Origin of the sequence: Actinomadura sediminis (genome assembly GCF_042675525.1) — a bacterium.
Lineage (GTDB): Bacteria > Actinomycetota > Actinomycetes > Streptosporangiales > Streptosporangiaceae > Spirillospora > Spirillospora sediminis.
In genome coordinates this window covers 107,999-120,451 of sequence record NZ_JBHTJA010000001.1, presented here as the reverse complement: position 1 = coordinate 120,451, position 12,453 = coordinate 107,999, and the positions used below count along the sequence as shown (strand labels likewise).

The following is a 12,453-nucleotide window of genomic DNA, read 5'->3' as shown; positions in this document are numbered from 1 at the left end:
GCGGGCCCTCATCCGGCGCGCCGGACGGGGGCCCGCCGGCGCTCGGCGAGCCCGGCGGCCGTCAGCCGCTCCATGCGGCGGCACGCCCGCCGGTAGAACTTGAGCTGCGTGCGGCGGCCGAACAGCATGAACCCGAGCCGGACGACCGGGTTCGGGATCGGCCCCCGCCGCGACACGGCGTGGATGCGGAACTCGACCTCGCCCGTGTCGAGCCACTTGCGGACCTCCTGGTCCATCCGGCCGCGCTCCAGGTGCCCCTCCAGCGTCAGGTAGTTCCAGCCCCACACCCGCGCCCGCCGCCCGTCGACCTCGACGACGCGGTCGACGACGTCCCCGACACGGACCGCGAGATGGAAACGCAACCCGCAGAACCGCCCCTCCAGCAGCATGTTCCGGCCGGGCTCGGGCGGGCCCGCGCCCTGCACGAGCCGGACGATCGCCGGGTCGGCGTACGCGTAGTCGCGGACGAGCCCCCGGGCGACCTCCCAGCTCCCCCCGGCGACCGGCGGGCCGGGCGGTTCCAGCGGCAGCGCCCGGCGGAGATCGTCCACATGCCAGCCGCGCCCGGTGCGCGGCGCGTCCGGGTCGAAGTTGGGCGCGCGGCGCCGCAGATCGGCGTACTGCCGCTCGCGTGGGGGGACGTCGTCCGTCATCGGCGTGCCTTCTCGGGTCGGCGGCGCGGTCCGGGCTCGGAAGGGGCGCGCGCGGCGCCACCGGCGCGGCGGCGCGCGACGTCCTGGACGGCCGCGTACGCGGGGCCGCGCATCCGCTGCAGCAGACCCGCCGGGGGCAGTCCCCGGACGGGCCGCCGCGCGGGATCGAACCTGATCGGCGCCCGCCCGTCCGTCCGCGCCGGTCCGGTGAGCCGCAGCTCGCCGAACCGCTCCCACGGGCCGAACTCGGTCGCCACCACCAGGTCGAACAGCAGCGGACGCGCGTCCACGGCGCGCGCGAGGCCCGCGAGGCCGGCCGGGCGGATCCGGGGACCCCGCGCGGCCGCGCCCAGCAGCACGCACCGGTCGCCCGCCCGGTACGCGAGCAGCGACCCGTAGAACCCGGGGGTCCAGCGGATCGCGGGCCGCAGCAGGTGGCGGCCCAGCCGGCCGTGCCCGGTCGTCGCCAGCAGCAGGTCCGCGTCGCCGTCCCCCTGCGGCCAGCGCAGCGCCAGCCCGAGGACGTCCGGGAACGCGTCCGGCAGCCCGGCCGCGCGCGACAGCCGCGCCGTCCCGTGCAGCACGGCCCGGTCGTCCAGGAACGGGACGCACCATTCCCGCGACCCCCCGTGCAGGACGATCGCGGCGTCGAAGACGAGCCCCTCGGGGTGCAGCGGCCGCCCGTCGCGCAGCCGCGCCGCCAGCGCGAAGCCCTTCGCGGCCGCCCCGGCGACCGCGCCGGTGACGCGCCCGGTCCCGCGCACGTCCGTCCGCTCCGTGCTGACCTCGATCTCGCCCCTGACCGAACCGCCGGCCAGTTCGGCGACCCGCTCGCAGAAGTGCGTCCACATGTGGAGCTGCATCTCCTTCGCGATGCGCAGCCCGCTGTAGAGGACGCTCGCGAGCCGGTCGCCGCTGCGCGCCCACGACTCGATCGTGAACACGAGGCCGTCCGCCGTCTCCGCCGCCCGGAACTCGATCTCCCCGGCCTCCAGGTGCCCGCGCAGCGTCACGAACCGGAACGACTCGGGCGTCCGGTCCACCACGCGCACCGGGCAGTTCCACGGGCCCGGCATGTGGACGACGTACTCGTCGCCCACCTCGACCGTCCCCTCCGCCCCCGCCGTCTTGTCGAACACGGCGACCTCCACGGGCGACGCCGCGTTGAGGTCGTCGCCCAGACGCGCGATCAGCTCCTCCGCGCTCAGCGGGCTGCCGGAGATCCGCACCGTGTACCGCCGCTGGAACGCGGGCCCGGACCCCTGCCGCGACTCCTGCACCCCGCCGCCGCCCCGGTGCGGCAGCCGTTCGACGTCCGCGACCGCGTCCGTGCGGATCCCGCCGCGCCGCACCCGCCGCGACCGCCGCATCCACCGCCACGCCGCGATCCCCATCCCGGCGGGCCAGCGCGCCGACCGCACCCGCCTCCGCCACCGTTGCCGCACGGCGCCCCCCGATGCTCGCCGTCCCGTGTGCGCGACGCCCTACCCAGGACGAATGCCCCGAACCGTCCCGCTCGAACGCTTCCGTCCGCCGCGAGAGATCGCCGCGAGCCCGCGCCGCCGTCCCCCGTGCGAGCTACCCGCGAATGTCCACCCCGCGGGGAAGATGCGCGACCCCCCGGATCCATAGCGTCGACCTCGCACGCGGCGCACCGGCCGCGGCATCTCCGAAAGGGGCATCATGCGACTGGTGAAGCAGTTCGCGACCGTCGCGGCGGTCGCGTTCGCCGGGACCACGGCCGCCGGCGCCGTCCAGGACAACTGGTTCCTCACCCTGCTCGTCGGCCTCGCGACGGCCGCCCTCACCGTCCCCGCGTACGCCTGGATCGTGCGGCGGACCGAGCACCGCGCGCCCGTCGAGACGGCCGCGCGCGGCGCCGTCGCCGCGACCGGACGGGGCATGCTCATCGGCACCGCGATGTTCGCCGCGGTCATCGTCAACATCGCCCTCCTCGGCGGCTACCGGGTCGACGGCTTCGGCTCGGTGACCGGCGCCCTGGGCATCCTCGGCTTCATGGCCGCCGCCGCGGTGACCGAGGAGGTGCTCTTCCGCGGCGTCCTGTTCCGGATCGTCGAGGAGCACATCGGCACCTACCTGGCGCTGACCCTCACCGGCCTGGTGTTCGGCCTGGCGCACCTCGCCAACCCGGACGCGAACCTGTGGGGCGCGCTCGCCATCGCCGTCGAGGCAGGCGGTATGCTCGCCGCCGCCTACGCCGCCACCCGCACCCTGTGGGTGCCGATCGGCCTGCACTTCGCGTGGAACTTCGCCCTGGGCGGCGTCTTCGGCGCCCAGGTGTCCGGCAACGGCGAGTCCGAGGGCCTGCTGGACGGCGCGACGTCCGGGCCGGTCCTGCTCAGCGGCGGCGAGTTCGGGCCGGAGGCCAGCGGGTACGCGGTGCTGGCGGGCACGGCCCTCACCGTCGCGTTCCTGTGGCTGGCCCACCGGCGCGGCCACGTGGTTCCGCGACGCCGCCGCGACCGGGCCGCCGCTCCCGCTACGCTCGCCCCGTGATGATCGAGCTCCGCGGGGCCCCCGACCTGTGGCGGCGACTGGACGTCACGGTGCGGGACGCCCCGCTGGCGCTGTTCCTGGCCGTCGGGTCCCTCCTCCCGCCGTTCCAGGGCCAGGGAACGCAGGTCGGCGAGCTGCCGGACCGGCCCTTCGACGCCCTCGCGATCGTCGCGATCGCCCTCCAGAGCCTCCCGCTCGTCGTGCGCCGCCGGTGGACGGCCGCCTGCCTCGTCCTGACGGCGATCGGCTTCGCCGTCGACCAGCTCTCCGGCTACCACACGTTCGCGGGCACCGGCCTGGCCATCGCGCTGCTCAGCGCAGGCGCCCACCTGGAACGCCACCGGCGCGCGGCCGCCCTCCTCCTCACCGCCGCGTACGTGCCGCTCGCGATCGCGCTCCACCGCCTCGGCTCGGCCGAGGGCGCCACCGGGTTCGCGACCTTCTACCTCGCGGCGTGCCTCGCCTGGGGCATCGGGACCTGGCTGCGCTACACCCGCACCGTCGAGGCCGAGCGCCGCGGGCACGTCGCCGCCGCCACCCGCGCCGCCGAACGCACCCGCATCGCCCGCGAACTCCACGACGTCGTCACCCACCACGTCACCGCGATGGTCGTCCAGGCCGAGGCCGCCCGGTACCTCACCGCCGCCCCCGACCGCCTCGACGAGACGCTCGGCGCCGTCACCGACACCGGCCGCCGGGCCATCGCCGACCTGCGGCACCTGCTCGACCTCCTCGACCCCGACCACGACGAGCCCCGCACGCCCAAACCCGCCGTCGGCGAACTCCGCACGCTCGTCGAGCAGACGCGCCGGGCCGGGCAGCCGGTCGAGTTCACCGAGGAGGGCGCACCGGCCGCCGGAGGCACCGACTTCACCGTCTACCGCGTCGTCCAGGAATCCCTGACGAACGCCCTCAAGTACGCCCACGGCAACCCCACCGTGGTCAACGTCCGCTACGGCGAGAAGGAGATCCTCGTGGAGGTCGGCACCGACGGCCCCGGCACGGCGACCGCGTCCCCCGGCGGCAGCGGACGGGGCCTCGCGGGGCTCCGCGAACGGGTCGACGGCCTCGGCGGCGAGTTCAGCGCGGGCCCGCGCCCCGACGGCGGCTTCGACGTCCGCGCCCGCATCCCCGCCGGGAGTCCCGCGTGACCGCGCCCGTCCGGGTCCTGGTCTGCGACGACCAGGCGCTGATTCGCACCGGGTTCGCCACGATCATCGACGCGCAGCCCGACCTCGAGGTCGTCGGCGAGTGCGGCGACGGCCGCGCCGCCGTCGACCTCGCCCGCGAACTGAACCCGGACATGGTCGTCATGGACGTCCGGATGCCCGTCCTCGACGGCATCGAGGCGACCCGCCTGCTCGCGGGCGCGGGCGTCGCGAACCCCGTGAAGGTCCTCGTCGTGACGACGTTCAACCTCGACGAGTACGTCTACGAGGCGCTGCGCGCGGGGGCGAGCGGCTTCCTGCTCAAGGACGCCCCGCCCGCGCAGCTCCTGCACGGCATCCGCACCGTCGCGACGGGCTCGGCCCTACTCGCGCCCGAGGTGACGCGCCGGCTCGTCGGCCGGTACGCCGCCCGCATCCGTCCCGCCGAGGGCGCGCCGGACGACGTCCCGCTGACCCCCCGCGAACTCGAGGTGCTGCGCCTCATCGCCGACGGCCGCTCCAACAGCGAGATCGCCGCGACGCTCGTGATCAGCCAGGAGACCGTCAAGACGTACGTCTCCCGCATCCTCACCAAGCTCGACCTCCGCGACCGGGTGCAGGCCGTCGTCTACGCCTACCGCCGCGGCCTCGCCACCTGACCGAGATTCGGCCGCGGGCAGCGGAGTAGCGGTCACGATCTGTCCGCATCTCCTGCCACCGTGGGCCCCGAACCCACGAGCAAGGAGCCGAACATGCCCGTCAAGGCAGTGACCCACCTGAACTTCCGCGGCGACGCCCGCGAGGCCCTCGCCTTCTACCGGTCCGTGTTCGGTGGCGACCTCGCCGCCGTCACGTACAAGGACGCCGGGAACGTCCAGGACGAGGCCGACGCGGACAACGTCATGTGGGGCCAGGTGGACGCCGGAAACGGCTTCCGGGTGATGGCCTACGACGTGCCGTCCGCCCTGCCGTGGAACCGGGGCGAGAACGCGTTCTTCGTCTCCGTCCGCGGCGACGACGCCGGAGAGATCACCGCGTACTGGAAGAAGCTCGCCGACGGCGCGACCGTCGTGCAGCCGCTCGGCCCGGCGCAGTGGGCCCCCCTCTACGGGATGCTCAAGGACCGCTTCGGCGTCACCTGGGTGCTGGACGTCGTCGCCGAGTACGACGCCTCCTGACCGGCCCCCGCCCGCCGCCCGATCGGGCGGCGGGCGGGATCACCCCGGGGCCCGGCGGCTGAGGTGCTCCCAGGCCCGGTACTCCTCGGTGCGGGCGTCGTTCATCTGCCGGACCATGTCGTACGAGGCGGACCCGACGATCAGCCGCAGCGGCGGCTCGTCCAGGTCGACCAGTTCCATGACGACCGGCGCCGCGGTGCGCGGGTCCGGGAGGACCTCATCGGCCCACATCTCGGCCAGCCGCCCGCGCAGCGCCTCGTACTCCGGCATCGGCGCGGCCTGCGTGCTCCCCCGCGTGAACAGGTCGGTCCCGTACCCGCCGGGCTGCACGATCGTCACCTTGATGCCGAACGGCGCCAGCTCCATCGCGAGCGCCTGGCCCAACGAGTCGAGCGCGCTCTTGCTCGCCGCGTAGAAGCCGACCGACGCGACCCCGCCGCCCGTCCCCATCGTGGTGACCTGCAGGATGTGCCCCGATCCCTGCGCCCGCAGGTGCGGCACCACGGCCTGCGTCACCCAGACGGCGCCGAAGAAGTTGACGTCGAACTGGGCGCGGATCTGCTCCTCGGTCGCCTCCTCCACCATCCCGAGCAGCACCGTCCCGGCGTTGTTCACCACGACGTCGAGCCGCCCGAACGCCGCCGCCGCACGGTCCACGACCGTCCGGACGGCCGCGGGGTCGCGCACGTCCAGCGTCAGCCGGACGAGGCGATCCGGGTGGGCGGCGGCCAGATCGTCGAGCGGGCCCACATCGCGCGCCGCCGCCACGACACGCTCCCCGCGCTCGAGCGCCGCCTCGGCGAACCCCCGGCCCAGCCCCCTCGAAGCCCCGGTGATGAACCAAACCCGACCATCGGCCACGACCCGCTCCTCTCCCCACGAAGCGAGACGCCCCGTCTCGCCCTCCCGATCATGCCTCCACCCCGCTCTCTTGTCAAAACGAACCGTCTCGTCTCGCCTAATCGGCGGAGTGTGGCGTGGGTCCGGCGCCGCATCCCCGGCCATGCCGCGCCGGTCGCGGCCGCTCTTGGGCGCGTGCTGGATCTCCGTCCGCCGACGTGGGCGGCGAGGGAAACCTGGGGCGTGTGATCTAGGAAACTCTGTAGTGAACGAGGTAGATATTCTTGGTCGAGGCGGGTACTGTAACTGTCATCGAAGAGAGACGAGTCCAAGAGAAGCGGCAGTGGACGAACTGCCGGCAGGGCTGGATGGAACGGACCGGGCGGGTCGGGGCCAATGCAGTGGAAGGGGCTCCGGCCGCCGGTCCCCCCGGCGGCCAACGGGTCGCCGGGGGCAATAGAACACAGGAAACACGCAGTATCGGAAGTGATGTCGAGGAAAGGAGGGGCCGGCGCCATCGGGATCGCCCGCAGCAGGCTCCAGCCGAGCCGCGCGGGAACCGCAGTTCCACAGAATGGACGGTGGTCTACGGTCACGCATCCGCGATCCCTGCGCACCCGTCCCCGTCGGGACGGTTGACGCGGAAGACCGGCCTTCCGAGGCCGGATAGATGGTGTTGTACCTCTGGGCCCCGGCGCCGCGGTTGGCGCCGGGGCCCCTGTCGCCGTTTCCCGGCATCGATTCCCGCAGCAGTACGGAAGGTTTTGTGAAAGCACCCCAGCCGGCACAGACCGGCCACCGATCGTCCGGACGCGTCCCCCAGGACGCCGCGACGGACGCCAATCCCGACGACACGCTCGAAGACAAGCTCGAAGACGAGGACTACCCCGCCTACAGCATGGGCCGTGCCGCCGAGCTGCTGGACGTGACCCCGGCATTCCTGCGCAGCCTCGACACCGCCAAGCTGTTCGTCCCGCAGCGTTCGCGCGGCGGGCACCGGCGCTACTCCCGCTACCAGCTCCGGCTGGCCCAGCGCGCCCGCGACCTGGTCGACCAGGGCACCGCGCTGGAGGCGGCGTGCCGCATCATCATCCTCGAAGACCAGCTCGCCGAAGCCCAGCGCATCAACGCCGAGCTCCAGCGGGAACGCCGATCACAGGGCCCGCCCGAGTAGGCCCGCGCCCGACCGTCGCCCCCGGTCGCCGACCGGGGGCGGGGGCGCCGTCAGGGCCGCCGCGTCCCCGGCATCGGTGACGGCGGGAAGGCGAGGACGGCGTGCGGGTCGCCGGGGGCGGAGTCCGCCGCGTCGGCCGCGCGGCGCGCCTCGGCCAGTTCGATCAGCCGGGCGGACATGTCGGCGAACAGCAGCAGCCGGTGCGCGGTGGCCGGGCTGAACGGCTGCGCGCCCGGACGGCCGAGGACGGCGAGCACCCCCCGCGTGGCCTCGCCCGTCTCCAGCGGCAGGATCAGGATCGGGCCCGCGGGCAGCCCGCCGGGCAGGCCGCCGGGCAGGCCGCCGGGCGCCGGGTCGGCGGCGACCCGCGCGGACAGGGCGCGGCGCGAACTGAACACCCGGCCGAGCATCGAGCGGCCGAGCCGCACCGTCGACCCGCGCACCCGGTCGCCGTCCGCGCCCGCGGTGAACTCGATCCGCAGCGTGTGGCCGTCCGCGTCCGGCAGGGCGACGAGCGCCAGCGGGACGTGCGCCAGCAGGCGCGCGCGCTCCACCACGAGCGCCAGCATGCCGGGCGGGCGGGTCCCGCGCAGGGCCGCCTCCATCAGGTCGAACGACGCGGCGAGCCGCTCGCGGTCCTCCATGCTGCGGGGGGCCTCCACCGGGCCCCACCCCCGGAACGACTGATCGACGCCGGTCATGCCGTCGTCCCGTGCCGCTTCTTCGGCCGATGGGGCGGGGCGGAGACGAGGGCGGGTCCCGCGAAGCGCTCGCGGACGGTACGGGCGGTGGGCATGCTGGCTCTCCGATCCGAGAGCCGACGCGCACCCGCCGCGGCTCCGAAAGTCGATACGGCCGCCCCGGTCGTCACGGACGGCGGTGGGGTGGTCTCCGCGGGGACGAACGGGCGCCGGCGTCCGGACGGGGTGTGTCGCGGCGGCATCGGCGCCGAACCTTCTGGGCCTCGGGAGAGGCCGGGTATCGAGGAACCAGGGGGCCACGGGCTTGGCCGCCCGCGTCGACAACTCCTCGTTCACCTCGAGTCTACGCCCTCCGGCCGCCGGGCGCCGGGGACACCGGCCCCGCACGAGGCTGGGGCGGCGAAGCGGCGTCGCCTATGTTGGAGGGACAGGGCTTCCGAGGGAGATGAGCGACATGGGCGGAGCGGTGCCCGAAGTGTGGATCTCGGCGGCCGACGGCTGTGACATGGTCCGTGCCGACGCGGTCGTGGTGTTCCGCATGGACAACACCGGCCGGCTGACCGCACAGCTGCGTGACGAGGCGAAGGTCAGCGTGACCCTCCTGGAGGGGTCGTCCGGGAAAGGTCACCCGCCCGCGGACTTCCATCGCCGGCTGGCCCGGGCCATCGCCGAACTCGGCGACTCCAGCGGCGCGCACCTGATCCGCGCGGAGAACAGGGACGGCGCCTGGAGCTGGGTCACCGAGCCGCTCTGAGCACCGGCGTCCGGACGTCTCGCGCTCCTCAGCCGGGGATCCGGAGGGCGAGCAGGGCGACGTCGTCCTCCCGGCCGGGGGCCATCCGCTCGAGGACGCGGTCGCACAGGTCGGACAGCGGGAGCCGGGCGAGCTGCGCGCTGTGGCGGCGCAGGCCGACGAGACGGTCGGTCAGGTCCGAGTGCCGGGTTTCGACGAGACCGTCGGTGTAGAGCAGGAGGGTGGACAGCGGCGGGAGGTCGCGGACGCCGTCCGGGCGGGAGCCGGCGAACCCGGGATCGCCGAGCAGCATCCCGTGCTCCTCCAGGAACAGCGTGCCGCCGTCGTGAGTGATCAGCAGCGGCGGCAGGTGACCGGCGTTGCACCAGCGCAGCCGCCGGCGGCCCGCGCCCGGCCGTTCGATGCGGGCGAACACCGCGGTGGCCGTCTCGGCCTCGCTCACGGCATCGATCGCACCGTCCAGCCGTTCCAGCACCGAGCTGGGGGGAGCGGGCCGATCCCACGCGAGGGCCCGGAGCATGTTGCGGACCTGCGCCATCCGGGCCGCCGCCTGCAGGTCGTGGCCCACGACGTCCCCGATGGCCAGCCCGGTCGCGCCGTCGGACAGCTCGAACGAGTCGTACCAGTCGCCGCCGACCCGGCCGGCCTCGGTGGCGGGCAGGTACCGGGCCTGTAGTTGCAGGTCATGCGGCTGGAACAAGGGGGGAAGCAGGCTCCGCTGCATCGCCTCGGCCGTGTTGCGCTGCGCGGCGAACAGGCGGGCGTTGGCGAGGACGAGCCCGACGCGGCGGGCGATGTCCTCGACGATGAGCCCGTCGTCGTCCTCGTACCGGTGGCCGGGGCGGGAATGGCCCAATGTCAAGGCACCGTAGACCTCGCCCCGGGCCGCCAGCGGAGCCACGATCGCACTGCGGGCGCCCATGACGCGGAAGAGGTCGCGCTGGGCGTCGTCCAGCGGCTCACCGGGGTACGGGCCGGGGTCGCCGCCGCCCACGACGACGGTCGCGCCGCCGCGGAGCGCCCGGGCGAGCGCTCCGCGGGGCGTCCGGGGGAGCGGCGGCAGCGGCCCCTCCAGCGCGGCGGCTTCGTCGGGTGTGAGCTCGCGGTGCGCCGCGGCCGCACGCTCGACGCGTCCGTCGGAGACCAGCAGATCGACCTCCGCCCAGCCCCCGAGGGCGGGCACCACGAGCCGGACGAGCCGACGCAGCACCTCCTCCTCGTTCAGCGTCGAGGACAGCACCGTGCTGATCTCGGCCACCAGCCGCAACCGGGAGATGGCCCGCCGCATCCGCGCCATCCGCTCGCGCAGCTCGTCCTCGATCACCGAGCGCTCGGAGACGTCCTGGAAGACGAGGACCATCCCGGCCACCGCCTCGGTCCCGGCCATGGACGGACCCCCGGGGTAGATCGGCGCGGACGACCAGGAGCACGTCAGCAGGCGCCCGTCGCGATGGGCGAAATGCTCGCCGTCCCCGTGGTCGGGCACACCCGTCCGCAGTGCTCGCGTCAGGAGGCAGTCCCGCTCCGGCGGGACCACCCGTCGGCGTCCCGGTGAAGAAGGCCGTGAACGTCCCTGCCCAGGGCCTCTTCGCGCGTGTAGCCGAGAAGCCGCTCGGCCCGGGGGTTCCACGCCGTGATCCGGCCGGTGGCGTCGATGGCCAGAACTCCCGAGTTCATCGCCTCGACCAGGCTGCCGTGCAGCTCGCCGCCCCGGTCCTCCGCCTGACTCTGCACTTTTCCCCCAGGCCGAACACTAGGGCCGTCCCCCGCGCTTCACCCGGGACACTCCGGTATTCGTACCCGCACCGCCCGCCGATCACCTCGACGGCGCCGATCCGGTCCGAGCCGTCTCCCGTGCCGGACGCTCACGGGGTGCGGCCGCGGCCGTCATGGGTCGACCGTCCGGTATCGCACCGCGCGCGGATAACTTTGCAGGTCATTGCCGTCAGGAGCGCCGTATGCGGCGTAACGTCGGTAATGCCGCGGATCAATCGGGTGCCGACGATCAACCGGCATCGTCCGGGGCGAGAGACGTTCCGCGAGGCGCCACCGGCTCCGCCCGCCCGCGATCCGGTCCGCGGCCGGAGCGACATCATGAGCACCACGTACACGACCCAAGGCCATACCGATATCCATCCGCGGGTGGTGCTGTCGGTCGCGCGCCGGCCCTCGTACACCGTCGCGGCCCTGCACGGCGAACTCGACCTGGTGACCGCGCCCGCCCTGCGCGACGGGCTGCTGGCACTCCTGCACCCCGGTCAGAAGATCCTGGTGGTGGACCTGTCCCATGTCTGGTTCTGCGACGCGGCCGGGACGTCCGCCCTGATCAGCGCCTGGCACCGTGCACTGGCTCTGGGCGTGTCGATGCGCCTGGCCGCCCCCCGCTCGAAAGTCGCGAGAGTCCTGGACGACACCGCCCCGGGCCACGGCCTCCAGACCTACCCGACCCTTCCCCGGGCGCTCCAGCAACCGCCGCCTCCGGCCCTGGAACCCGCCGGGGCCCGACCGACCGCGATGGCGTCGTCGTACGAGTGAAGGACCGGGCGCGTCCGTCAGACCGGAGCGTGCGCGATCCTTGCACAACGCCGGCCGTCCGGCCCGGGGGAGGAGCGGGCGGCCCTGGCCTGTACCCAGGCAAGCCGACGGCGGACACGGGCACTCCATGCCCACGTCGCCCGTAGGGAGATGAACGCCGTCCCGGGACCTCCGGGAAATGCGCGAAAATAAAGTATCGAATTTCGATAATTCTGCCACTTTATCAGGTAGAATTAAATTATCCGGCGACGGACGCCTCCCCGTTCTGAGGGGCGCTCCGCCACACCGGGGCTACCCCCAGGAGGGGGAGCATGAAGACTCGGGAAGCCGAGGGCGGCCGGCCGCGAGACGACCTCGCGACACGTTGATCCGGCCCTCGCCCCGCCTGCGCACGACACCCGGCCGCCCGGGCACGGCACCACCGCTCGACCGCGATCGGAGATCGTCATGACCGCCTTCACCACCGCCGCGCCCCGCGCCCACGTCCCGGACGAAGTCCGGCCGCCCGCCCACCGGCGTTCCGGTCACACCGTCGTCGCGCTGTCCGGCGTCCTGGACGGCGCCGCCGCTCCGGCGCTGCGCGAATACCTGATCGGCGCGCTGCGGCACAGCGGCCGCCTGCTGATCCTCGACCTGAGCGCGGTGACGTCCGCCGACGTGGCCGGACTCGCCGTGCTGATCGGCGTCCGGCAACGCGCCGCCGGACTCGGCGTCACCCTCCGCCTGGCCGCCCCGAGCGCACAGGTCGCCGCGCTGCTCCGCGCCACCGGACTCGGCCGCATCCTCACCGTCCACCCGGCCGAAACGGCAGCCTGACCCAGGGCCGGATCGGCCGCGGGCCCGCGCTCGTCCCGACCGCCCCGCGGCCTGGACCGGAACACGTCCGTCCGCCCGACTCCCGCCAACCGGACGGACGCGTGCGGTACGCCCCTCGGCCGCGTCAGGGAACGACG

General features: G+C 74.3%; 14 protein-coding genes. 8 read left to right on the top strand and 6 right to left on the bottom strand.

What is annotated here, in order from left to right; translation table 11 throughout:
* Nucleotides 1-8: 8 nt before the first annotated feature.
* Together ACFQ11_RS00550 and ACFQ11_RS00545 are read right to left on the bottom strand one after the other, a co-directional pair.
* On the bottom strand, nt 9-653 hold the full coding sequence (locus tag ACFQ11_RS00550; RefSeq protein ID WP_378295674.1) for a DUF1990 family protein: 645 nt from the start codon (nt 651-653) through the stop codon (nt 9-11).
* The gene (locus ACFQ11_RS00545) at nt 650-2,074 is read right to left on the bottom strand and encodes a DUF1990 family protein (RefSeq protein ID WP_378295673.1); all 1,425 of its coding nucleotides are present in this window, start codon (nt 2,072-2,074) and stop codon (nt 650-652) included. Before ACFQ11_RS00545 ends, ACFQ11_RS00550 begins: the two co-directional genes overlap by 4 nt.
* A gap of 262 nt (nt 2,075-2,336) precedes the next feature.
* Between ACFQ11_RS00545 and ACFQ11_RS00540 the strand changes: the two genes are divergently transcribed.
* From ACFQ11_RS00540 to ACFQ11_RS00525, 4 genes are all read left to right on the top strand, one after another.
* Complete coding sequence (locus ACFQ11_RS00540) at nt 2,337-3,170, top strand: CPBP family intramembrane glutamic endopeptidase (protein WP_378295672.1); 834 nt, start codon at nt 2,337-2,339, stop codon at nt 3,168-3,170.
* Nucleotides 3,170-4,321, top strand: coding sequence for a sensor histidine kinase (locus ACFQ11_RS00535; RefSeq protein WP_378295901.1), 1,152 nt, complete (start codon nt 3,170-3,172; stop codon nt 4,319-4,321). The genes ACFQ11_RS00540 and ACFQ11_RS00535 overlap by 1 nt, the downstream gene beginning before the upstream one ends.
* Entirely contained in the window at nt 4,318-4,977 is a 660-nt protein-coding gene (locus ACFQ11_RS00530; protein WP_378295671.1) for a response regulator, read from the top strand. The genes ACFQ11_RS00535 and ACFQ11_RS00530 overlap by 4 nt, the downstream gene beginning before the upstream one ends.
* Nucleotides 4,978-5,070: 93 nt before the next feature.
* The gene (locus ACFQ11_RS00525; RefSeq protein ID WP_378295670.1) at nt 5,071-5,496 is read left to right on the top strand and encodes a VOC family protein; all 426 of its coding nucleotides are present in this window, start codon (nt 5,071-5,073) and stop codon (nt 5,494-5,496) included.
* A gap of 39 nt (nt 5,497-5,535) precedes the next feature.
* Here the strand turns inward: ACFQ11_RS00525 and ACFQ11_RS00520 are convergent, their stop codons facing one another.
* On the bottom strand, nt 5,536-6,357 hold the full coding sequence (locus ACFQ11_RS00520) for an SDR family NAD(P)-dependent oxidoreductase (protein WP_378295669.1): 822 nt from the start codon (nt 6,355-6,357) through the stop codon (nt 5,536-5,538).
* Nucleotides 6,358-7,234: 877 nt separating this feature from the next.
* On the opposite strand from ACFQ11_RS00520, the gene ACFQ11_RS00515 reads away from it, so the two are divergent.
* The gene (locus ACFQ11_RS00515) at nt 7,235-7,510 is read left to right on the top strand and encodes a MerR family transcriptional regulator (RefSeq protein ID WP_378295900.1); all 276 of its coding nucleotides are present in this window, start codon (nt 7,235-7,237) and stop codon (nt 7,508-7,510) included.
* A 50-nt stretch (nt 7,511-7,560) separates the two neighbouring features.
* On the opposite strand, the gene ACFQ11_RS00510 is transcribed toward ACFQ11_RS00515, so the two are convergent.
* A complete protein-coding gene (locus ACFQ11_RS00510) occupies nt 7,561-8,211 on the bottom strand; it encodes a GAF domain-containing protein (protein WP_378295667.1) in 651 nt (216 codons plus the stop codon).
* Nucleotides 8,212-8,665: 454 nt separating this feature from the next.
* Here ACFQ11_RS00510 and ACFQ11_RS00505 point away from each other — a divergent pair, with 454 nt between their 5' ends.
* Nucleotides 8,666-8,965: a hypothetical protein gene (locus tag ACFQ11_RS00505; protein WP_378295666.1), complete on the top strand. Its 300-nt coding sequence runs from the start codon at nt 8,666-8,668 to the stop codon at nt 8,963-8,965.
* Between the two features lie 28 nt (nt 8,966-8,993).
* Here the strand turns inward: ACFQ11_RS00505 and ACFQ11_RS00500 are convergent, their stop codons facing one another.
* The gene (locus ACFQ11_RS00500; protein WP_378295665.1) at nt 8,994-10,451 is read right to left on the bottom strand and encodes a PP2C family protein-serine/threonine phosphatase; all 1,458 of its coding nucleotides are present in this window, start codon (nt 10,449-10,451) and stop codon (nt 8,994-8,996) included.
* Between the two features lie 20 nt (nt 10,452-10,471).
* On the bottom strand, nt 10,472-10,699 hold the full coding sequence (locus tag ACFQ11_RS00495) for a PAS domain-containing protein (protein ID WP_378295664.1): 228 nt from the start codon (nt 10,697-10,699) through the stop codon (nt 10,472-10,474).
* Nucleotides 10,700-11,059: 360 nt separating this feature from the next.
* On the opposite strand from ACFQ11_RS00495, the gene ACFQ11_RS00490 reads away from it, so the two are divergent.
* On the top strand, nt 11,060-11,500 hold the full coding sequence (locus ACFQ11_RS00490) for an STAS domain-containing protein (protein WP_378295662.1): 441 nt from the start codon (nt 11,060-11,062) through the stop codon (nt 11,498-11,500).
* A 447-nt stretch (nt 11,501-11,947) separates the two neighbouring features.
* On the top strand, nt 11,948-12,316 hold the full coding sequence (locus ACFQ11_RS00485) for an STAS domain-containing protein (RefSeq protein ID WP_378295661.1): 369 nt from the start codon (nt 11,948-11,950) through the stop codon (nt 12,314-12,316).
* The last annotated feature ends 137 nt before the right edge of the window (nt 12,317-12,453 follow it).

Coding starts and splice junctions, on each gene's coding strand:
- ACFQ11_RS00550 (WP_378295674.1), bottom strand. CDS start 653: ATGACGGACGACGTCCCCCCACGCGAGCGGCAGTACGCCGATCTGCGG.
- ACFQ11_RS00540 (WP_378295672.1), top strand. CDS start 2,337: ATGCGACTGGTGAAGCAGTTCGCGACCGTCGCGGCGGTCGCGTTCGCC.
- ACFQ11_RS00535 (WP_378295901.1), top strand. CDS start 3,170: ATGATCGAGCTCCGCGGGGCCCCCGACCTGTGGCGGCGACTGGACGTC.
- ACFQ11_RS00525 (WP_378295670.1), top strand. CDS start 5,071: ATGCCCGTCAAGGCAGTGACCCACCTGAACTTCCGCGGCGACGCCCGC.
- ACFQ11_RS00515 (WP_378295900.1), top strand. CDS start 7,235: ATGGGCCGTGCCGCCGAGCTGCTGGACGTGACCCCGGCATTCCTGCGC.
- ACFQ11_RS00510 (WP_378295667.1), bottom strand. CDS start 8,211: ATGACCGGCGTCGATCAGTCGTTCCGGGGGTGGGGCCCGGTGGAGGCC.
- ACFQ11_RS00505 (WP_378295666.1), top strand. CDS start 8,666: ATGGGCGGAGCGGTGCCCGAAGTGTGGATCTCGGCGGCCGACGGCTGT.
- ACFQ11_RS00490 (WP_378295662.1), top strand. CDS start 11,060: ATGAGCACCACGTACACGACCCAAGGCCATACCGATATCCATCCGCGG.
- ACFQ11_RS00485 (WP_378295661.1), top strand. CDS start 11,948: ATGACCGCCTTCACCACCGCCGCGCCCCGCGCCCACGTCCCGGACGAA.